We start from the raw sequence: 19,185 nt of genomic DNA, 5'->3' as shown, positions 1-19,185 counted from the left end.
TCCCTCCGCAGCACCTTGTGGTGATCACGTCGGCCTTCACCCACAACGCCCCTACAGACAGAGTGACTTGAGTCGGACCCATCGCGACTCGGCCAGTGCGCGGCGCTGTTGGGCACCAGGTGTTGTCGGGACTTGGTCAACACGCTTCAATGCGTGGGAACTCAGGGCCCTGGGCGACGGCGTACGGATGTGAAGACTCCCGCCGCGCCGACGAAGTGGCCCGGCCAGCTGCACGACCCGGTCTGACCAGCCGTTGTGAACAACCACAGAAAGGCCCCTGCATGCCGCACGCCACACAGCACGCGGACATCCCCACACAGCACGCGGACATCCCCGCCGTCGCCACCGCGGAACTGGACACGGCCCTGCGAGGCGGCCCCTTCCATGTCGCCCTGCGCGCCGCGATAGCCGCCCGGGGACTGCCGCTGCAGCGTGTGCAGCACCATCTGTCCCGTCGTGGTGTGAAGGTCGGCGTCACCAGCCTGAGCTACTGGCAGCAGGGCGCCCGCCGGCCGCAGCGCCCCGAGTCGCTGCGTGCGGTACGCGCGCTGGAGGAGATCCTCCAGCTGCCCGAGGAGTCCCTGATCCGGCTGCTCGCCGAGGCCGACGACCACTCCGCCCTCCAGCGACCGGCGGCCCGTTCCTACCGCTCCCTGGTGGAGGCATCGGGCGTTCTGGAGCAGCTGCTGGCCGAACTGGACTGGCCGATGGACGGTGGCCTGCACACCCTCGCCCACCACGAGCGCGTACGGATCGGGGCCCGCCGCGAGCTGGCGGGCCGCGAGTCGCACCACATCGTGCGCGCCCACAAGGACGGCGTGGACCGCTACGTCGCCGTCCACCACGGCGACCCCGGATGCGCTCCGGAGCGCATGACGGTGCACGCGCTGGAGAACTGCCGGACGGGGCGAGTCCGGTGGCACCAGGAGACCGGTGTCCTCGTGGCCGAGCTGCTCTTCGGCACCCGGCTGCGGGCGGGCGACACCTATCTCTTCCGTCACGGCGTCGAGGACGGGACGGCCGACGTGTCCCGCGAGTACGCCCGCGGTTTCCCTCTCGCGGGGGGCCAGTACGCCCTCCAGGTCCGCTTCGCCGAGAACGCCCTGCCGGTCCACTGCCACCGCTTCTCCCAGCACTCCGCGGCAGCGCCCCGCAGTGGCCGCCAAGGACTCGCCCTCAGCGGGCTGCACCGTTCCGTCCACCTGGTCGAGCCACGGGTGCGGACGGGGATCGTGGGGATCGGATGGGAGTGGGAGTGAGCGGGTGGGAGTGGGAGTGAGCCGGCGCTTCCGGCGTCGTCGGTGCGGCCGGGGGTGGCGGCCGGGGCTTCGCGGCTGACCCCCACCTTCACGTAAACGATTGCGCAAGCGTTTACGTCCGCCGCCGAATGGGATACCTTCCCCGCCAGAGGAACCGCGGCTGCCCAAGGCAGGGGCGCGGCAGGAAGGGGATCTCGATGGCCACCATGGCGGACGTCGCGCGGAGCGCAGGCGTGTCCGTGGCGACCGTCTCGCATGTGCTGAACGGCACCCGGCCGGTGCTGCCCCACACACGCCAGGCGGTGCTGGACGCCATGGACGAGCTGGGCTACACGCCCAACACCCTCGCCCGCTCCCTGGTGACCTCCCGCACCCGGTCCGTCGGGCTGGCGGTCTCGGCGATCAGCAACCCGTACTTCACGGAGATACTCCAGGGCGTCGAGGCCGGCGCCCTGGAGCACGGTTACAGCCTGCTCATCGCCGACCCGCACGACGATCCCGAGCATGAGCGCAAGGTCGTCCAGCTCCTGCACGAGCGCCGGGTGGACGGCATGATCGTCGCGCCCTCCGCCGACCCGCGCGAGCTCCTCGCCTACCTCGGGCGGCACAAGGTGCCGACCGTCCTCCTCGACCGCCTGGTCGACACGCCGGAGGACGGCCCGGCGCGGTTCGACCAGGTCTGCGCCGACAGCGCCGGGCCCATGGCCCAGCTGGTCACCCACCTCGCCGGCCTCGGTCACCGTCGGATCGGCCTGGTCGCCGGTCTGCCGGGGCTCAGCACCACCAGCGAGCGACTCACCGGATACCGGGAGGGCCTGGCGACGGCCGGGCTCGGGTACGAAGAGCGCCTGGTCGTACACGGCGACTCCGAATCAGCCGGTGCCGAAAAGGCCACCGCCGCGCTGCTGTCACTCAACTCGCCTCCCACCGCGCTGGTCACCGCCAACAACGCGATGACCATCGGTGCCCTGCGCGCCCTGCGTGGTCACGGCATGTCCGTGCCCGGCGACATCGCGTTGTGCTGTTTCGACGACTTCGCCTGGGCCGACCTCTTCTCCCCGAGGCTCACCGCGATTGCCCAGCCCAGCAGGGAGATCGGTGCCCAGGCGGTCCGCGTGCTGCTGGACCGCCTCGCCGAGCCGGACCGGCCCGCCCGGACCCTGCGTCTGCCGTGCGCCTTCGTGCATCGCACCTCGTGCGGGTGCCCCGAACAACCCCTGCCGTCCGTGGAAGGAACCGTCTCGTGATCGTCGTCGCCGGTGAGGCCTTGATCGACCTGGTACCGCAGGGCACGGGCGCCCTCGCGAGCCTGAAGCCGACGCTCGGCGGCGGGCCCTACAACACCGCCGTGGCCCTCGGCCGCCTCGGCTCCCCCACCGCGTTCTGTTCACGCACCTCCTACGACGCCTTCGGTGAGGCCTTGCTGGACGGGCTGCGGGAGGCAGGGGTGGACGTGTCGGCCGTGCAGCGCGGCATCGAACCGACGACCCTCGCGGTCGCCACGATCGACGCGCAGGGCTCGGCCGCCTACTCCTTCTACGTCGAGGGCACCGCCGACCGGCTTTTCACGGCCCCCTCGGAGCTGCCCGCGGCTGCCCGCGCGGTCTCCTTCGGTACCTGCTCGCTCGTCCTGGAACCGGGGGCGAGCGCCTATGAGGAGCTGATGCGCAGCGCGGCCGCGCAAGGGGTGTTCACCGCGCTCGACCCGAACATCCGGGCCGGACTCATCCCCGACCCGGATGGCTACCGGGCCCGGTTCAAGAGCTGGCTTCCGTCGGTGTCGCTGCTCAAGCTCTCCGAGGAGGACGCGCTGTGGCTGGGCGGCACACCGCGTGAGTGGCTGGCCGCGGGACCTGCGGCCGTTGTGATCACCCATGGCGGTGACGGGCTGACGGCCTTCACACGGGACGGCGCGGAGCACTCCGTGCCGGGTGAGGAGGTGGACGTCGTGGACACGATCGGTGCGGGCGACACCGTGAACGCGGCCCTGTTGCACGGCCTGGCCGCCCAGGACGGCCTGTCCGCCGAGGCGCTCGCGGGACTGGGCGCCGACGGCTGGACACGGCTCTTGCGGTTCGCGGCGCGGGCTGCCGCGATCACCTGCTCCCGGGCGGGTGCCGAGCCGCCGTACGCCTCCGAACTGGGGGACTTCCAGGAGGCGTTCCGGTCGCTTCCATTCCACTGTTGAGCAGTCAAGGTTCGTCACAGCCACAGAAGTCGGGCCGCTGATGATCCAACGCACGGCGCCCCGCAGGGAGTTCCCACGAGGCGCCGTACTTTTCTGGAATTGTTCGGGTTCTTGGCCCGTGACTCGTGGCCGGTGGGCCTCAGGCCTTGCGTGCCCGCGTCGTCTTCTTCGCGGGCGTCGCCTTCTTCGCGGCTGCCGCCTTCTTGGTGGCTCCAGCGGTCTTGCCGGTGACCTTGTTGTTGGCCGTCCTCGTGGTCCTGGCCGTCGCCGTCTTCTTCGCCGTCGACGCCGCCGCGACCGTCTTCTTGGCCGCCGCCTTGCGCGGCACCTTCACCGAAGCCGCGTCGCTGATCCGGTCGGCGCCGAGGATCTCGCGCAGGAACTTGCCGGTGTGGCTGGCCGGAACCGCTGCAACCTCCTCGGGCGTGCCCTCGGCGATGACGAGACCGCCACCGGCGCCGCCCTCGGGGCCCATGTCCACGACCCAGTCGGCGGTCTTGATCACGTCGAGGTTGTGCTCGATGACGATGACCGTGTTGCCCTTGTCGACCAGGCCGCCCAGGACCTTCAGCAGCTTGCTGATGTCCTCGAAGTGCAGACCGGTGGTCGGCTCGTCGAGGACGTAGACCGTGCGGCCGGTGGAGCGCTTCTGGAGCTCGCTGGCGAGCTTCACCCGCTGGGCCTCACCACCGGACAGGGTGGTCGCGGACTGGCCGAGCCGGACGTAACCGAGACCGACGTCGTTCAGCGTCTTGAGGTGACGGTTGATCGCCGGGACGGCCTCGAAGAAGTCCATGGCCTCCTCGATCGGCATGTTCAGGACCTCGGAGATGGACTTGCCCTTGTAGTGGACCTCCAGGGTCTCCCGGTTGTACCGGGCGCCATGGCAGACCTCGCACGGGACGTAGACGTCCGGGAGAAAGTTCATCTCGATCTTGATCGTGCCGTCGCCCGCGCAGTTCTCGCAGCGGCCGCCCTTGACGTTGAAGGAGAACCGGCCCGGCATGTAGCCGCGCACCTTCGCTTCGGTGGTCTCGGCGAACAGCTTGCGGATGTGGTCGAAGACGCCCGTGTAGGTCGCCGGGTTCGAGCGCGGGGTGCGGCCGATGGGCGACTGGTCGACGTGCACGACCTTGTCGACGAGGTCGTCGCCGTCCACGCGCGTGTGCCGCCCGGGGACATTGCGTGCGCCGTTCAGCTCGCGCGCCAGGTGCGTGTACAGGATGTCGTTGACCAGCGTCGACTTGCCGGAGCCGGACACGCCCGTGACCGCGGTGAACACGCCCAGCGGGAACGAGACGTCGATGTCCTGGAGGTTGTTCTCCCGCGCTCCGTGCACCGTGAGCCGACGGGTCGGGTCCTGCGGGCGACGGATGTCGGGCAGCGGGATGGCCTTCTTGCCGGACAGGTACTGACCGGTCTGCGACTCGGCGTTGGCGAGCAACTCCTTCAGGGAGCCGCTGTGCACGACCTTGCCGCCGTGCTCACCGGCGCCGGGGCCGATGTCGACGACCCAGTCGGCGACCTTGATGGTGTCCTCGTCGTGCTCGACGACGATGAGCGTGTTGCCCATGTCGCGCAGGCGGACGAGGGTTTCGATGAGCCGGTGGTTGTCGCGCTGGTGCAGACCGATGGACGGCTCGTCGAGGACGTACAGCACACCTACGAGTCCGGAGCCGATCTGGGTGGCCAGGCGGATGCGCTGGGCCTCGCCGCCGGAGAGGGTGCCGGCCGCGCGGTTGAGCGAGAGGTAGTCGAGGCCTACGTCGACCAGGAACCGCAGCCGCTCGTTGACCTCCTTCAGCACGCGCTCGGCGATCTTCTTGTCGCGGGTGTTGAGCTTCAGCTTGCCCAGGAAGTCCGCGCAGTCGCTGATGGACATCGCCGAGACCTCGGCGATCGATTTCTCCATGATCGTGACCGCGAGGACGATCGGCTTCAGGCGGGTGCCCTCACAGGTGGGGCAGGGCACCTCGCGCATATAGCCCTCGAAGCGCTCGCGGCTGGCGTCGCTCTCGGCCTCGCTGTGCCGGCGTTTGACGAAGGGGACGGCCCCTTCGAACGGCGTCGTGTAGACCCGCTCGCGGCCGTACCGGTTGCGGTAGCGGACCTCGATCTGCGTCTTGTGGCCATGGAGCAGGGCCTTCTTGGCACGCTGCGGCAGGCCCGCGAAGGGGATGTCCGTCCGGAATCCCAACGCGTCCGCGAGGGCACCGATCAGGCGGCCGAAGTAGTCCTTGGTATGGCCGTGCGACCAGGGGTGGATGGCGCCCTCGTCGAGGGACTTGTCCTCGTCCGGGACGATCAGTTCCGGGTCGACCTCCATGCGCGTGCCGATACCGGTGCACTCGGGGCAGGCGCCGAAGGGCGAGTTGAAGGAGAAGGACCGCGGCTCCAGCTCCTCGAAGGAGAGGTCGTCGTAGGGGCAGTACAGGTGCTCCGAGTACATGCGCTCGCGCTCGGGGTCGTCCTCGGGGAGGTCGACGAAGTCGAGCACGACCATGCCACCGGACAGGCCGAGGGCGGTTTCCACGGAGTCGGTGAGCCGGCGCTTGGCGGAGTCCTTCACCGTGAGGCGGTCGACGACCACCTCGATGGTGTGCTTCTCCTGCTTCTTCAGTGTTGGCGGATTGGACAGCTGGATCGTCTCGCCGTCCACCCGCGCGCGGGAGTAGCCCTTGGTCTGAAGGTCGGCGAAGAGATCGACGAATTCGCCCTTGCGCTCGCGCACCAGCGGCGACAGCACCTGGAAGCGGCTCCCCTCCGGCAGCTCCAGGACCTTGTCGACGATGGCCTGCGGCGACTGGCGCGAGATCGGGCGGGCGCACTGGGGGCAGTGGGGCTTGCCGATACGCGCGAAGAGCAGACGCAGGTAGTCGTAGACCTCGGTGATGGTGCCGACCGTCGAGCGCGGGTTGCGCGAGGTCGACTTCTGGTCGATGGAGACCGCCGGGGACAGTCCCTCGATGAAGTCGACGTCCGGCTTGTCCATCTGGCCGAGGAACTGCCGGGCGTACGAGGACAGTGACTCCACGTAACGCCGCTGCCCCTCGGCGAAGATGGTGTCGAAGGCCAGCGAGGACTTGCCCGACCCCGACAGGCCCGTGAAGACGATGAGCGAGTCGCGCGGCAGGTCGAGCGAGACATTCTTGAGGTTGTGCTCGCGCGCGCCACGGACGATGAGACGGTCGGCCACGCCGGTCCGCACCTTTCTTGAGAGAAGTGACAGGGGGCGAGGCCCCCGTGTGTTCTCGGCTTCGAGGCCCCCGTGCTTTTTCAGACTAGGGGGAGCCACTGACAACGCCGGTCGGATTCCGGGATGCATAACAATCCGCGGGCATCCAGCATGCCCGACGCCACGACCGACCCTATAGCACGCGCATTCGATTTACGGCACTCGTTCACCACCTTCACCCAAAGGTGTGGCGGGGCTAATGTCAGCACCATGATTGATCACGCTCGTGACCTGGTGTCTGTACGTGAAGCTACGGAACGGCTGCTCACCGCAGCGGCCAAGATGGACAACGCGTCGGTGGCCGAGCCGTCACGGCTTCCCGGCTGGAGCCGCGGCCATGTCCTGGCCCATCTCGCCCGTAACGCGGACGCCCTCGTGAACGTCCTCGAGGGGCGCCCCATGTACGTCTCGGGCACCGCGAGGGACGCCGACATCGACCGGGACGCCCCGCGCCCCCTCGACGTCCAGCTCACCGACGTGCGCGAGAGCGCGGCCCGTTTCCAGGAGACCGGAGTGGCGCCCGCGGACTGGTCGCGCACCGTGGAGCTGCGCAACGGGGTCACCGACGCGGCGGCCCGGGTGCCGTTCCGGCGGTGGGTCGAGGTGGAGCTGCACCATGTGGATCTCGGGATCGGGTACGAGCTGGAGGATCTGCCGGCCGAGTTCGTGGAGCGGGAGATCGACTTCCTCGCCGAGCGGTTCGCCGGGCACCCCGATGTCCCGCCGACCCGTCTGACGGACGGCACGCACGCGTGGAGCACGGGACGGGAGACGGGCGCTCCCGAGGTCATCGTCCAGGGTCCCGGACCCGACCTGCTCGGCTGGCTCGCCGGACGCCGTGACGGGTCGGGGCTGACCGTGGCGGGCGGCACGCTGCCGACGCTGCCCCCGCTGTAGTCGCCCGGCGCTCTCCCAGGGGCGTTCCGCCGTCGCGGCGGCTGGACAGCCCCTGGGCCGCTCTGCGGCTATAGGCTGCCGACATGACGTACAGCGGACAGGTGACGGTCGGTGGCCCCGCCGACGTGCACGAGCTCAAGGACCTGATGATCACCAAGATCGCGGTCGGCCCGATGAACAACAACGCCTATCTGCTGCGCTGCCGGGCCACGGACGAGCAACTGCTGATCGACGCCGCCAACGACGCGGACACACTGATCGGCATGATCGGTGACGACGGCATCGCGTCCGTCGTCACCACCCACCAGCACGGCGACCACTGGCAGGCGCTCGCCGCCGTCGTCGAGGCCACCGGCGCGCGCACGTACGCCGGTCGGGACGACGCCGACGGCATCCCGGTGCCGACCGACGTCCTGGTCGACGACGGCGACACCATCCAGGTGGGGCACGTGGAGCTCACCGCACGCCGCCTGGTCGGGCACACCCCCGGCTCCATCGCGCTCGTCTACGACGACCCGCACGGCCATCCCCATGTGTTCACCGGGGACTGCCTGTTCCCGGGCGGTGTGGGCAACACCCGCAAGGACCCGGAGGCGTTCGCCAGTCTGATCCACGACGTGGAGACGAAGATCTTCGACGCCCTGCCGGACGAGACATGGGTCTACCCGGGGCACGGCAACGACACGTCGCTGGGCGCGGAGCGGCCCCATCTGCCGGAGTGGCACGCGCGGGGCTGGTGACCTCACGCCGGGAGCGCGCCCCGCGCACGCGCCCCGTGTGAATGCTTCACACGCGCCGGTGTCATGCGCGCGCTCCCGGCGTACGTAGTTGCGCAGTCAACTGGAAGCAGCCCCGCACAGGATGACGGCTCCTGAGCGGTACGGGCCGCCGGCCTTCAATCCCCGCCCTCGGCCGGCGGCCCCGGCGCCTGCCCAGGGAAGTGTTCACAAGAACGCAACACTCGTTCCCACTATGCGGAAACCGACCGTCGTGACCTCGACAAACACGACGTTGTCCTGCCAATCTCCCGCCATGCCTCTTGCCGCTCGCGCGCTGCGCCACGCCGTAGCCGTCGCCACGACCGCCCTGCTCGCCACCGCTGTCGGCTGTGCTCCACAGCCGGACGAGAAGGCCGCCGACACTCCGTCGGGGTCGGCCGGGAACACCTGCGCCAAGGGCGAGTTGGCCACCAAGACCTCAGGCAAGCTGACGATCGCCACGGACGAGCCGGCATACGAGCCCTGGTTCAAGGACGACAAGCCGGCCAACGGCAAGGGCTTCGAGTCGGCCGTCGCGTACGCGGTGGCGAAGCAGCTCGGCTACGACAAGGGTGCCGTCGTCTGGCAGAGCGTGCCGTTCAACAAGGCCTTCGCGCCCGGTGAGAAGACCTTCGACTTCGACATCAACCAGGTGTCGATCAGCGACGAGCGCAAGAAGGCCGTGGACTTCTCCTCCGGCTACTACGACGTCCGTCAGGCCGTCATCGCGCTGAAGGGCAGCAAGGCCGCCAAGGCGAAGAGCGTGGCGGACCTGAAGGGTCTCAAGCTGGGCGCGCAGGTCGGCACCACCAGCCTCGGCTACATCGACGACGTGGTGAAGCCGACGCAGGAGGCCGCCGCGTACGCCAAGAACGACCAGGCCAAGTCCGCGCTGAAGAACGGCCAGGTCGACGCCATCGTGGTCGACCTGCCGACCGCCTTCTACATCACCGCCGCCGAGGTGACGGACGCGACGATCGTCGGGCAGTTCGAGAACCAGGGCGGCGCCACGGAGCAGTTCGGCCTCGTGCTCGACAAGGGCAGCGGCCTCACCGCGTGCGTGACGGACGCGGTGGACAGCCTGCGCGAGGACGGCACCCTGGCCGGTCTGGAGCAGCAGTGGCTGTCGGACGCCGTCGACGCCCCGGTGCTCAAGTGACGGTCACCAAGGAGGAGTCCGGCCAGGAGGGCGCGGGCGACAAGGGCGGCGTGTCCGGCGGGGGCGACGGCTACGTCCCCTCGCAGCGACGTCTCGACCGCGAGCGCCACAAGCGTGCCCGCGCGCGCCGTGCCACGGCAATAGCGGCCCTCTCCACCCTGGTCACGGCCGTCGTTCTCTACCTCGTCGTGGTCAACGCGCCTGGCTGGCCGCGCACCAAGGAGACGTTCTTCAACGGGCAGTACGCGCGCGAGGCGTTCCCCAAGGTCCTCGAAGGGCTCTGGCTCAACGTGCGGCTGCTGCTGGTCTGTGGCGCGGCGGTGCTGGTCCTCGGGATGCTCATCGCCGTCGCCCGTACGTTGCGCGGCCCGGTGTTCTTCCCGTTGCGGGCGCTGGCCGCCGCGTACACGGACTTCTTCCGGGGCCTTCCGCTCATCATTAACCTCATGATCGTCGTGCTCGGCGTTCCCGCGCTGCGGCTGCAGGGCGTGACCGTCGACCCGGTGCTGCTCGGCGGTACGGCACTGACGCTGACGTATTCGGCGTACGTCGCGGAGGTGTTCCGCGCGGGCATCGAGTCCGTCCACCCGTCCCAGCGGGCCGCGGCGCGCTCGCTCGGTCTGACGAACCGGCAGGCGCTGCGGCACGTCGTCCTGCCCCAGGCCGTGCGCCGTCAGGTGCCGCCCCTGCTGAACGACCTGGTGTCGTTGCAGAAGGACACCGGTCTGGTGTCCATCGGCGGTGCGGTGGACGCGGTACGGGCCGCGGACATCATCGTGGGGCGCAGCCTCAACTACACGCCGTACATCGTCGCGGGCCTGGTCTTCGTGGCGCTGACCATTCCCATGACCCGCTTCACGGACTGGGTGACGGCCCGAATGGACCGTAGGCGCGCCCAAGGAGGGGCCCTGTGAGCGACGTGGCCGTGGACACCGCACCTGTGCTGCGGATGGAGTCCGTCCGCAAGACCTTCGGCGACTCGGTCGTGCTGCGGGACGTCGACCTGGAGGTCGCCCCGCACACGGTGACCGCGCTGATCGGCGCCTCCGGCTCCGGCAAGTCGACGCTGCTGCGGTGCGCGAACCTGCTGGAGGACATCGACGACGGCGCGATCTGGCTCGACGGCGAGGAGATCACCGATCCGCGCGTCGACCAGGACGCCGTACGACGGCGTATCGGCGTGGTGTTCCAGGCGTACAACCTCTTCCCGCACATGACGGTGCTAGAGAACATCACCCTCGCCCCGCGTCGGGTGCACGGCGTGTCCCGGGCGGAGGCCGAGGCACGCGCGCGTGAGCTGCTGGAGCGGCTCGGGCTGGCGGACAAGGCCGGCGAGTACCCGGACCGGCTGAGCGGCGGCCAGCAGCAGCGGGTGGCGATCGTGCGCGCCCTGGCCGTACGGCCCCGGCTGCTGCTACTCGACGAGGTCACCGCGGCTCTCGACCCGGAGCTCGTGGGCGAAGTCCTAGCCGTCGTACGTGACTTGAAGGCGGACGGGATGACGATGGTGCTGGCCACGCACGAGATGGGGTTCGCGCGGGAGGTCGCCGACCAGGTTTGCTTTCTGGACGGAGGAGTGGTGCTGGAGCGCGGTACGGCTGAGCGGATCTTCGGGGATCCGCAGCAGGAACGTACGCGGCGCTTCCTGCGGCGGATAGTGGAGGCCGGCCGCCTGTAAGGACCGCTCACCATGGCGGGGCGGTCCTTACATGTCAGCCCCTCACAGCCAGGTCACGTGGCCGCCTGCCCCGCACCCGCGAGCGCCGCGACCCGCTCCACGCCGAACGCGTACCCCTGCACACCGCATCCCGCGATGACCCCGTCGGCGCGCAGCGAGACGTACGAGTGGTGGCGGAACGACTCACGCTTGTGGATGTTGGAGATGTGGACCTCCAACACCGGAAGGCCGTCACAGGTGTTGAGCGCATCCAGGATCGCCACCGAGGTGTGCGAGTAGGCGCCGGGGTTGATCACGATCCCGCAATGGTTGAGCCGTGCCTCGTGGATCCAGTCGACCAACTCACCCTCGTGGTTGGACTGCCGGAAGTCGATCGTGCCGCCGTGCGCGGCCGCCGTCTTGGCGCACAGGGCCTCCACGTCGGCCAGGGTCTCGGAGCCGTAGATCTCCGGCTGGCGCTGGCCGAGCAGGTTCAGGTTGGGGCCGTTGAGGATCATGATGGGGGCGTGGGCCAGGGTGCGGGGCACGGTTCCTCCGGTCCGTTCGGGGTCGGGCGGTCCGTCGGTGACCGCTGCTCAGACCCCGGTTTATCACGGTGCGTGGGTCACGACGCGGGTCCTACCCTCCCGTTATGACCATGATCTCGTACCCTCCGAAGCCCTCGCCGGGCGACCGCGTCGCCGTCATCTCTCCCGGCGCCGGCCTGCCCGGCCTCTTCCCGCGCCCCTTCGAACTGGGCCTGGAGCGGCTGCGCGAGGACTTCGGGCTCGAACCGGTCGAGTATCCGGCGACCCGCAAGATGGGCTCGACGCAGCGGGAGCGGGCCGACGACATCCACGCCGCGTTCGCCGACCCGGACGTCAAGGCGGTCATGGCGTCCATCGGCGGCGACGACCAGATCACCGTGCTGCCGCTGCTGGACCGGGAGTTGATCCGGGCGAACCCGAAGCCGTTCTTCGGGATGAGCGACAACACGAACCTCCTCATGTTCCTGCGCAACACCGGCATCGTCGGCTACCACGGTGCGACCGTCATGGCCGCGCTGGGCCGCCCTGTCGCCATGGATCAGCTGACCGCCGAGTCACTGCGGGCGGCGCTGTTCACCTCGGGCGGGTACGAGCTCAGGCCCGCCGAGCGCTGGAACGACGTCAACCGCGACTGGGCCGACCCGGCGACCTTCGACGCGGAGCCGGAGACGCGGCCCGCCGATGGCTGGACGTGGGTGAACGCCGGCCGGGTGGTGGAGGGCCGCAGTTGGGGCGGGTGCCTGGAGATCCTCGGCTGGCTGCTGATGGCCGACCGGGAGATCGCGCGCGACCTCTCGGAGTACGACGGCGGGGTGCTGTTCCTGGAGACCTCCGAGGAGTTGCCGAGCGGCGAGGAGGTCTTCCGCACCTTGCGGAACATGGGCGAGCGCGGACTGCTCCATCGTTTCTCCGCGCTGCTGATGGGCCGCGCGAAGACCTGGTCCTTCGAGCGCCCCAACAGCCCCGAGGAGGCCGCTCGTTACGCCGCCGAGCAGCGCGAGGCCGTCCTACGCGCGATGCGGGTCTACGCCCCCGACACCACGATCGTCTTCGACGTCGACTTCGGGCACACCGACCCGCAACTGGTGATCCCTTACGGCGGCTTCGTGCGCGTCGACGGTCCCTCCCGGCGCATCACCGTCACATACTGACGGGGACCGACCGCCCCGCGCGCCCCCGTAACCCGCGATCACTGTGGGTAGTTGACGCGGCATGCACGACGTACGCACCGTAAGGGCGCCCTCCATGTTGCGGCTCGCGGCGGCCTCGCTCGCCGGGACGGCCATCGAGTTCTACGACTTCTTCGTCTACGGGACCGCGGCGGCCCTGGTCCTGGGCCCGCTGTTCTTCCCGACGTTCTCGCCGGTGGCGGGAACCCTGGCCGCCTTCGCGACGTTCGGCGTGGGCTTCGTGGCGCGCCCCCTGGGGTCGGTGCTGTTCGGGCACATCGGCGACCGGCGCGGGCGCCGGCCGGTCCTCGTCGCCTCGCTGCTGCTGACCGGCGCCTCCACGGTCGCGGTCGGCTGTGTACCGACGTACGACACGATCGGGGTGGCCGCTCCCCTGCTGCTGCTCGTGCTGCGTTTCCTTCAGGGGCTGGGGCTCGGCGGCGAGTGGGGCGGGGCCGTCCTGCTGACGGTGGAGCACGCGCCCGCTGGGCGACGCGGACTGTGGTCGAGCTTCCCGCAGGTCGGGCCCGCGCTGGGCTTTCTGCTGGCCAACGGAGTGGTGCTGGGGCTGTCGGCGACGCTGTCCGAGGCGCAGTTCGCCGCGTGGGGGTGGCGGGTGCCGTTCTGGGCGGCGGGGGTGCTCGCGCTGATCGGGCTGTGGCTGCGGTCGTCGCTCGCCGAGAGCCCTCGCTTCCTCGAGATCGACGACCACGCGCGCGTGCCGCTCGCCGAGGTCGTGCGCGAGCACTGGCGGCTCGTGCTGCTGACGGCGGGCGCGCTGTCGATCGGGTACGCGGTCTTCTACGCCGTGACGACCTGGTCCCTCGCGTACGCCACCGAGCGGCTCGACGTGAGCCGCAGCGTCATGCTGACCTGCATCATGGGCGCGGTGCTGGTGAAGGGCTCGCTCACCCCGCTGGTGGCATGGCTCGGCGACCTCCACGGGCGGCGGCCGCTGTGTCTGATCGGGTGCACCGCCACCGCCCTGTGGATGTTCCCGATGGTCGCGCTCCTCGCCACGGGCGAGCCGCTGCTGATGTTCCTCGGCTTCCTCGGGGCGATGATCGCGTTCATCACGATGTTCGCGGTGATCGCCGCGTATCTGCCGGAGCTGTACGAGCCCCGGGTGCGCTGCACGGGCGCCGCGGTGGGCTACAACCTCGGTGGCGTCCTCGGCGGCGCGCTCACGCCGATCGTGGCGACCTCGCTCGCCGACCAGGGCGGTCGGGTGCCCTGGGGTGTGGGGGCGTACATGACCGGGGTCGCGCTGCTCAGTCTCGGGTGCTTCGCACTGTTGCCCGAGACGCGTCCGGTGCCGGCTGCGGCGGCCCAGCCCGCCACCGGGTGACGGGCTCCGGGACACCTCAGTGCCGGCTACGGGTTGATGGCGAGCTCCAGGTAGGCCGCGAACAGCACCAGGTGGACGCCGCCTTGAAGCGGCGTCGCCCGCCCCGGCACCACCGTCAGCGAGCTCACCACCACCGTCAGGGCGAGCAGCACCATGTGGGTGGGGCCCAGACCGAGGACGAGCGGGCCGGAGAGCCAGAGGGAGGCCAGGGCGACCGCGGGGATGGTCAGGCCGATGCTGGCCATCGCCGAGCCGAGCGCCAGGTTCAGGCTGGTCTGCACCCGGTCGCGGCGGGCGGAGCGCAGCGCGGCGATCGTCTCGGGGAGCAGCACCAGCAGGGCGATGATCACGCCGACGACGGCGTGCGGCAGGTCGGCGGCGGCCACCCCGGACTCGATGGTCGGCGACACGCCCTTGGCCAGACCGACCACGCCGATCAGGGCCAGGCCCAGCAGCGCCAGGCTGATCAAGGCCGTGCGCTGGGAGGGCGCGTGGGCGTGGTCGTCCGCGGTGATCACCTCGCCCTGCCGGGTGATGGGGAGGAAGTAGTCACGGTGGCGCACGGTCTGGGTCGCCACGAACAGGCCGTAGAGGACCAGCGAGGAGAGCGCGGCGAACGTCAGCTGGACGGTGGAGAACTCCGGGCCGGGCTTGCTCGTGGTGAACGTCGGCAGCACCAGGCTGAGCGTGGCCAGGGTGGCGACGGTCGCGAGGGCGGCTCCGGTGCCCTCGGGGTTGAAGACGGCCGTGCCGTGCCGCAGCGAGGCGACCAGCAGGCACAGGCCGACGATGCCGTTGCAGGTGATCATCACGGCGGCGAAGACCGTGTCCCGCGCGAGGGTGGAGCTCTTGTCTCCGCCGTCGGCCATGAGGGTCACGATCAGGGCGACCTCGATGATCGTGACGGCGACCGCGAGGACGAGGGAACCGAAGGGTTCGCCGACCCGGTGAGCGACCACTTCGGCGTGGTGCACGGCGGCCAGGACGGCACCCGCGAGGACCAGCGTCACCAGCGCGACGACCGCGCCGGGCAGGTCCTGTCCCCAGGTGAAGACCAGCAGGACGACCGCGAGCACCGGCACGGCGTACGTCCACTGGGTCGTGAGCCGCCTGAGCCTAGCGATCATGGAGCGATCGTCGCAGAGGGGTGGGGGGTTCGCATTCCGGTCGGTGTGGTGGTCAGGCGGCCCCGCGCCCTCGGGATGCGGGGCCCCTGTGGATCGTATGTCGCTACGCGAAATCGGTCGTCTCCTGTACGTCGCAGTCCGTGAAGGACGGCGGCCTGGTGCACAGCGCGGCCATCTGCTCCGCGAACTTGGTCGTCTCGGGGTCGTCGCTGTTGCGCATCGCGTCCTCGTAGGAGTCGAACTCGATCACTACGAGGTAGCGGTTGGGCAGGCCGCGGTCCTTGAGGACGAGACGGCGCGTGGGACCGCCGCTGCGGCCCGCCAGGCGCTGTTCCGTCTCGTGGGCCAGCTCCCGCATCTCGTCGATGCGCTCGGTCTCGAAGTCGATGATCTGTACGAACTTCACGGGTGCGTCCACAGGTGCCTCCACCCCCGGCCGTGGTGTCCCCCGGCGGGAACACCCAGCACCCAAAGAAGCACCGGGAGCGGTGCTCGGCAATTCGCTGGGCACCACCCCCGGTGTTGGTTCTTTCTACGTTCGACGTGGTCAGACGTCGATGCTGTCCTTCGGAGCGCCTTCGCTCTCCTTCTGCGCCGCCTCGGCCGCCGCCTGCTTCTTGGAGGCCCTCAGGCTGGTGATCGTGGTGATGACCAGGACCGAGCAGATCACGCCGAGCGAGACCGGGATGCTGATCTCGGGGACATGGACGCCGGACTCGTGCAGCGCGTGCAGCACCAGCTTGACGCCGATGAAGCCCAGGATGATCGACAGGCCGTAGCTGAGGTGGACCAGCTTCTTCAGCAGACCGCCGATGAGGAAGTACAGCTGCCGCAGACCCATCAGCGCGAAGGCGTTGGCCGTGAACACGATGTACGGGTCCTGCGTCAGGCCGAAGATCGCCGGGATGGAGTCGAGGGCGAAGAGCACGTCGGTGGTGCCGATCGCCAGCATCACGACCAGCATCGGGGTCATGACCCGCTTGCCGTTCTCCTGGATCCACAGCTTGGTGCCGTGGTAGCGGTCGGCGACACCGAACCTGCGCTCGGCCGCCTTCAGCAGCTTGTTCTCCTCGAACTCCTCGTCCTCCTCGCCGGCCCGGGCCTCCTGGATGAGCTTCCAGGCGGTCCAGATGAGGAAGGCGCCGAAGAGGTAGAACACCCACGCGAAGCTGGCGAGGATGGCGGCACCCGCGGCGATGAAGATGGCCCGGAGCACCAGGGCGATGAGGACACCGACGAGCAGCACGCGCTGCTGGTACTGGGTCGGCACGGCGAACTTCGCCATGATCAGGACGAAGACGAAAAGATTGTCGACGCTCAGCGACTTCTCGGTGATGAAGCCGGCGAAGAACTCGCCGCCCGCCTGTCCGCCGCCGAAGATGAGCAGGCCGAGCCCGAAGAGCCCTGCCAGGACGATCCAGACGATCGTCCAGATTCCGGCTTCCTTGATCGATACGTCATGCGGCTTGCGGCCGATGAAGAAATCGACCGCGATCAGGGCGGCAAGGCCCACGATGGTCAGGACCCATAGGGTCGTCGAGACTTCCACTGCGCCTCCGGCAGTCGTAACGGCAAATGTCAGCGTCGTCGCGCGCCGGAGGTCTCTTCCACCCACGATGGGCCGACGCCCCGGGATCTGGCCTGATCCGTATTGACGGGTACGCCGCAGCAGACAGGGAGTACTCCCCTCCGTGGGACAAACAGTACCCCAATCACCAAGGGAAGGTAAAGTGCTTGGCAAAAGAAGTGCCAAGTTCCCTGGTCAGAGGGTCTTTACCGGTACTTGGCCCGGGCCGCCGCCACCTGGGTGAGCACCTGGTGGAGGACCTGGCTGCCGGGCGGCACGCGGGAGGGCTCATACGTCCAGGCGTGCCCCACCCACGGGTCTGCGAGATGATCGTCCGGCACCGGGGTCAGTCGCAGCAGCGAACGCCACAGCGGGTCGAGCAGCGGGCCGTAGGCGGAGGCTTCCTCACGGTCGGCGACCATCATCAGGTGGACCCCGACGGCCGGCCCCTCGTCCGCGAGGTAGCGCAGTTGGTTCACGGCCCGGTCGTCGAAGCCGTGCGGGAAGTCGTTGACGATCAGCAGTTGCTGAGCCGTGTCGAAATCGGGCGGCAGGGCGTCGGGCGCTCCCCCGCGCAGCGCCATCTGCACCAGGTCGACGCGCTGGGTGAGCTGCGCGAGGACGTCCGCGACGCCGGCAGCGCCCACGGCGGGCGGGGCCGCGAGCACGCCGGACTGAACCAGCGGTACGAGTGCCTGCGCGCCGGAACCGGCCGGGTCGATGACCCGCACGGCGAACTCACCCGCCGGATAGACGGCGAGCAGCCGGGCCGCGTGCGCCACCGCCGTCTCCATCGCGAGGCGCCGCAGGTCGTGGGAGTCCGTGAACGAGCCGTCGATCGATGCGCCGCGTCCGCTGTCGATCCACAGGCCGCGCTCCAGCGGCAGTCGGACCAGCATCGGGATCCGCAGCTCGGCGCTCTCGGGCAGATGGAGGTCGCCCAGGCGCAGGGCCATGGGGATCTCCATCGGTACGCGGTAGCCGTGCCAGATGGGGTTGTCCCACCCCGCGTAGGCGGGCGGCAGTGCGGGCTCGACGACCTCGACTTCGGCGGTGAGCTGGGCGAGGTCGCGGTCGAGCGTGGCCCGGGCCTGATTGACGAGCTGGGCGTGCTTGGCCTGGGCGGCCTCGCGCGCGGCATCGCCCTGTCCGCCGATTCGGCTGCGCGGGTCCGACAGGACCTGGTCGAGTTCCTTCTCCATACGGGAGTCGGCGAAGTCGACCGCACTGCGATAGGCAGCCGTGGTGCGGGCCAGGTCCTCGAACATACCCCAGACCTGGTTGTAGAGCCGCTCGTCCATGGACCAGCCGGTGGCGTCACCCGCGACAGGCCGGGCGGGCTGCCCGGGCTGGGCCGGGGGCGCGGCCGGCGGAGGCGGCGGCGGAGCCGCGGTCTGTCGGCCGGGATGGCTGTAGTTGATCGGGCCGCCGGTGGCGGGGGCGGCCGGTTGGGCGGGATCCGCGGCTCCGCTTCCGCTCTGGTACGGCGGTTGAGGCGCGGGCTGGCCCGGCGCGCCCGGAGTGTGGGTGCCGTAGGGCGAAGTGGGCTGCGGTGACACAGAGCCGGAACCGGCGCCGGGGGCGCCCTGGTCCGGGCCGAGCGCCGGTGCGGCCGTCTGCCGGGAACGGTCGCCGTCCGTCCGGGTCGGGGGGGCCGGCACCGAGCGGGCCATGCCCTGGGCCACCGCTTCATGGATGCCGCCGGCGAGCTGATGGGCCTGGGCCAGGCCCTGGTCGGCGAAGAGGTCGGCGAGGCCGCCCGCGTACCCCTGGCCGATGGCGCGCACCTTCCAGGCACCCTGACGACGGTAGAGCTCCAGGGCGACGACGGCCGACTCGGCCTCCAGACCGGTGATGGTGTAGCTGGCGATCTCTGTGCCGTCGAGTCCGGTGACGGCGACGAATGGGGTGGCGGCGGCGCCGAACCGGGTCGGGCCGCCTCCTCCGATCGGCAGGGCGAGCAGCACACTGACGCGGTGGACGGCCTCCGGCATGGCGTCCAGGTCCACCGCGAGGCGATGGGCGGCGGCCGCCTGCCGGGAGACCTCGAGGCCGGGCAGGGTGGGGGTGCCGGGATGGGCCACCCATTCCACGCCGTGGATCCTGCCCTGCTCGTCGCCGAGCGTGGCGGCGGCAACGACCGGTGTGCCGGCCGAGACCCGGATCTCCAGACGGGCCTGGGAGAGCGGGTGATTCTGCCCCCGCACCAGCTCGGCCGTCATGCCTTCGTCCCCCTGTGTCGCTTGTCTTGTCGTGTGCCGCCCGCCGGGCCG

The 19,185-nt window shown here is 70.0% G+C and carries 16 protein-coding genes; 10 read left to right on the top strand and 6 right to left on the bottom strand.

What is annotated here, in order from left to right; translation table 11 throughout:
- Window positions 1-281 precede the first annotated feature (281 nt).
- From ACFZBP_RS28970 to ACFZBP_RS28960, 3 genes are all read left to right on the top strand, one after another.
- Window positions 282-1,259 carry a hypothetical protein gene (locus ACFZBP_RS28970; protein WP_391417338.1) on the top strand — a complete coding sequence of 326 codons (978 nt, stop codon included), beginning with the start codon at window positions 282-284 and terminating at the stop codon, window positions 1,257-1,259.
- 197 nt (window positions 1,260-1,456) lie between these two features.
- Entirely contained in the window at window positions 1,457-2,506 is a 1,050-nt protein-coding gene (locus tag ACFZBP_RS28965) for a substrate-binding domain-containing protein (RefSeq protein ID WP_391417336.1), read from the top strand.
- On the top strand, window positions 2,503-3,447 hold the full coding sequence (locus ACFZBP_RS28960) for a PfkB family carbohydrate kinase (protein ID WP_391417334.1): 945 nt from the start codon (window positions 2,503-2,505) through the stop codon (window positions 3,445-3,447). The genes ACFZBP_RS28965 and ACFZBP_RS28960 overlap by 4 nt, the downstream gene beginning before the upstream one ends.
- Before the next feature lie 139 nt (window positions 3,448-3,586).
- Here ACFZBP_RS28960 and uvrA read toward each other — a convergent pair whose 3' ends face one another.
- Window positions 3,587-6,643, bottom strand: coding sequence for an excinuclease ABC subunit UvrA (uvrA, locus tag ACFZBP_RS28955; protein ID WP_391417332.1), 3,057 nt, complete (start codon window positions 6,641-6,643; stop codon window positions 3,587-3,589).
- Between the two features lie 249 nt (window positions 6,644-6,892).
- Between uvrA and ACFZBP_RS28950 the strand changes: the two genes are divergently transcribed.
- The 5 genes from ACFZBP_RS28950 to ACFZBP_RS28930 all read left to right on the top strand — a co-directional run bounded on the left by ACFZBP_RS28950 (window position 6,893) and on the right by ACFZBP_RS28930 (window position 11,174).
- Window positions 6,893-7,579 carry a maleylpyruvate isomerase family mycothiol-dependent enzyme gene (locus ACFZBP_RS28950; protein ID WP_383445076.1) on the top strand — a complete coding sequence of 229 codons (687 nt, stop codon included), beginning with the start codon at window positions 6,893-6,895 and terminating at the stop codon, window positions 7,577-7,579.
- An 83-nt stretch (window positions 7,580-7,662) separates the two neighbouring features.
- Window positions 7,663-8,319 (top strand): MBL fold metallo-hydrolase, encoded by a 657-nt coding sequence (locus tag ACFZBP_RS28945; protein WP_391417329.1) that lies wholly within the window; start codon window positions 7,663-7,665, stop codon window positions 8,317-8,319.
- A 292-nt stretch (window positions 8,320-8,611) separates the two neighbouring features.
- Window positions 8,612-9,496: an ABC transporter substrate-binding protein gene (locus ACFZBP_RS28940; protein WP_383445071.1), complete on the top strand. Its 885-nt coding sequence runs from the start codon at window positions 8,612-8,614 to the stop codon at window positions 9,494-9,496.
- A complete protein-coding gene (locus ACFZBP_RS28935) occupies window positions 9,493-10,410 on the top strand; it encodes an amino acid ABC transporter permease (protein WP_383445068.1) in 918 nt (305 codons plus the stop codon). The genes ACFZBP_RS28940 and ACFZBP_RS28935 overlap by 4 nt, the downstream gene beginning before the upstream one ends.
- A gap of 35 nt (window positions 10,411-10,445) precedes the next feature.
- The gene (locus ACFZBP_RS28930; protein ID WP_383445706.1) at window positions 10,446-11,174 is read left to right on the top strand and encodes an amino acid ABC transporter ATP-binding protein; all 729 of its coding nucleotides are present in this window, start codon (window positions 10,446-10,448) and stop codon (window positions 11,172-11,174) included.
- Between the two features lie 53 nt (window positions 11,175-11,227).
- On the opposite strand, the gene aroQ is transcribed toward ACFZBP_RS28930, so the two are convergent.
- Window positions 11,228-11,701: a type II 3-dehydroquinate dehydratase gene (aroQ, locus tag ACFZBP_RS28925; RefSeq protein WP_383445065.1), complete on the bottom strand. Its 474-nt coding sequence runs from the start codon at window positions 11,699-11,701 to the stop codon at window positions 11,228-11,230.
- Between the two features lie 104 nt (window positions 11,702-11,805).
- Between aroQ and ACFZBP_RS28920 the strand changes: the two genes are divergently transcribed.
- Window positions 11,806-12,852: an LD-carboxypeptidase gene (locus ACFZBP_RS28920; protein ID WP_391417326.1), complete on the top strand. Its 1,047-nt coding sequence runs from the start codon at window positions 11,806-11,808 to the stop codon at window positions 12,850-12,852.
- A 94-nt stretch (window positions 12,853-12,946) separates the two neighbouring features.
- Window positions 12,947-14,218 carry an MFS transporter gene (locus ACFZBP_RS28915; RefSeq protein ID WP_391417607.1) on the top strand — a complete coding sequence of 424 codons (1,272 nt, stop codon included), beginning with the start codon at window positions 12,947-12,949 and terminating at the stop codon, window positions 14,216-14,218.
- 26 nt (window positions 14,219-14,244) lie between these two features.
- Here the strand turns inward: ACFZBP_RS28915 and ACFZBP_RS28910 are convergent, their stop codons facing one another.
- The 4 genes from ACFZBP_RS28910 to ACFZBP_RS28895 all read right to left on the bottom strand — a co-directional run bounded on the left by ACFZBP_RS28910 (window position 14,245) and on the right by ACFZBP_RS28895 (window position 19,134).
- Window positions 14,245-15,345 (bottom strand): calcium:proton antiporter, encoded by a 1,101-nt coding sequence (locus ACFZBP_RS28910; protein WP_391417324.1) that lies wholly within the window; start codon window positions 15,343-15,345, stop codon window positions 14,245-14,247.
- A gap of 103 nt (window positions 15,346-15,448) precedes the next feature.
- Entirely contained in the window at window positions 15,449-15,763 is a 315-nt protein-coding gene (locus ACFZBP_RS28905) for a hypothetical protein (protein WP_383445053.1), read from the bottom strand.
- A gap of 129 nt (window positions 15,764-15,892) precedes the next feature.
- On the bottom strand, window positions 15,893-16,894 hold the full coding sequence (locus ACFZBP_RS28900) for a TerC/Alx family metal homeostasis membrane protein (RefSeq protein ID WP_383445050.1): 1,002 nt from the start codon (window positions 16,892-16,894) through the stop codon (window positions 15,893-15,895).
- Window positions 16,895-17,118: 224 nt separating this feature from the next.
- Window positions 17,119-19,134, bottom strand: a complete 2,016-nt coding sequence (locus ACFZBP_RS28895; RefSeq protein WP_391417321.1) for a TerD family protein — start codon at window positions 19,132-19,134, stop codon at window positions 17,119-17,121.
- Window positions 19,135-19,185 lie beyond the last annotated feature (51 nt).

Source organism: Streptomyces sp. NPDC008086 (assembly GCF_042957325.1).
Lineage (GTDB): Bacteria > Actinomycetota > Actinomycetes > Streptomycetales > Streptomycetaceae > Streptomyces.
This window is presented reverse-complemented; position numbering and strand designations above follow the sequence as displayed.